Annotated in this window: 2 protein-coding genes and 1 pseudogene; all 3 read left to right on the top strand. The window is 37.1% G+C overall.

What is annotated here, in order from left to right; translation table 11 throughout:
- Window positions 1-627, top strand: a 627-nt coding sequence (locus J3495_RS18860) for a nucleotidyltransferase (protein ID WP_210668512.1), incomplete at its 5' end; no start/stop codon positions are given.
- Between the two features lie 40 nt (window positions 628-667).
- Window positions 668-1,102: a hypothetical protein gene (locus J3495_RS18855; RefSeq protein ID WP_210668502.1), complete on the top strand. Its 435-nt coding sequence runs from the start codon at window positions 668-670 to the stop codon at window positions 1,100-1,102.
- A pseudogene (locus J3495_RS18850) lies at window positions 1,095-1,565 on the top strand (hypothetical protein); the annotation flags it as partial. The gene J3495_RS18855 and the pseudogene J3495_RS18850, both read left to right, overlap by 8 nt.

Genomic DNA, 1,565 nt, shown 5'->3' with positions numbered 1-1,565 from the left:
TGGTATCGAACAATGGCTTTGCGTTTTCAGTATGGTTTTGATTTGGCGCCACAGAAGGATTATTTCGATAACGGAACCGCTACACCTGAACAAATTGAAAGTTCTAAAATTATTAAGTATTCCGCAGTTAATGAGGCACAGGACAGTAGCCGTGTGATTATAAAAATAGCCGGTGAAGTCGATGGAGAACTTTCAGACTTTGACGAATTGGCGCAGGTTGAAGCAATTGAAAATTATTTTAAACGTATTAAAATTGCCGGCACTGTAATTACGATTATTAACTATAAAGCTGATCAGTTGTATTTGATTATGCAGATTAAACGTGATGCTTTGGTTCTGAACGAAACCGGAATGAGTAAGCTAAACGGTAATTATCCGGTTAATGAAGCTCTTGAAGAGTTTATGAAAGAATTAGATTTTAACGGTGAGCTGCGTTTGTCTGCTTTAGTTGATAAAATACAGTTGGTTCCTGGTGTACTCGATGCAACTTTATTAAGTGCTCAAAGTTCCTGGATTAATCCAGAGCTAAACGGTTACGGTGAGCCGCAGCCAATATTTATATCAAAGGTTGCTGAATCGGGTTATTTCAAAATAGTAACATTTGATAATATAAGTTATGTGGTTTAAAATTGATTGGAATATTCTTGCCCTGGATAACATTCCAACAATGTTACGAAAGTCATCGACTGCCGCATTAGCACAATTATTATTAAAGCCTTTAAACTCGCTTTATTTTAAATGGCATAACTGGCGAATTGATAACATATATAAGCTCGAACATACTGGCCAAGTATGTTCGCTCGAAGGTTCTTTAAATGACAAGTTTGACCCAGTTGAAAGGCGAATTTATATAGGTGATGGACAGTTTTATGAAACCACTTACGTATTTACCGAAGCTGAAGAGCAGGAACTTTGGTTAGAAACGGAAAGCGAAGAGGAAACAATTTGGCTTAGAACAGAATCAGAGACGGCAGACACGGGATTAGATTTTATTGTCTATGTACCGGAATCAATTTACAACACACAAATTTACGGGCTTCGTGCTCACATCGATTTTTACAGAGCAGGCGGAAAACGATATAATATTTTTATAGATGAATAAGACAAATTTTATACAAACCGGTGGTTGGCCATTAAAAGGCGAAAGGTTGCAGGAAATGCAAACAGCCTACCAAACATTAAATGCATTTGGAGCTTTGGCGGGTAACCTTACCATAATTTCAGGCTGTGAGCTTGTGGGGTCAACTGTAAAAAATGGCTTTGTTTACATTGATAATGAACTATTAGAATTTCGTGAGGCTGTTGTCGCTGTTGATTCTACAGTAATTATAATTGAAGAGAATGTTGACAGAGCTTTTAAAAACGGTGTTGTTAAAACGGTTCATACTATCCGTTATGCAACTTTCGGAACTAATCCAGAAGAATCATGGCTTTGGAGTGATTTTATCAGGCCATTAGAAATAAAAACTTTAAATGCCAGGATTGGGTTGATTGAAAAGAAACTGGCAATATTTCAGCAAGGCGGTGTTGTGTTTGCATGGTTTAAACCACTTAATCAAATTCCG

Origin of the sequence: Flavobacterium geliluteum (assembly GCF_017948595.1) — a bacterium.
Taxonomy (GTDB): Bacteria; Bacteroidota; Bacteroidia; order Flavobacteriales; family Flavobacteriaceae; genus Flavobacterium; species Flavobacterium flavipigmentatum.
Note: the sequence above shows the minus strand (reverse complement) of the source record. Positions and strands in the feature narration are given on the sequence as shown.

Bases quoted from the DNA above. Each gene is read 5' to 3' on its own strand.
- J3495_RS18855 (WP_210668502.1), top strand. From the start codon at position 668: ATGTTACGAAAGTCATCGACTGCCGCATTAGCACAATTATTATTAAAG.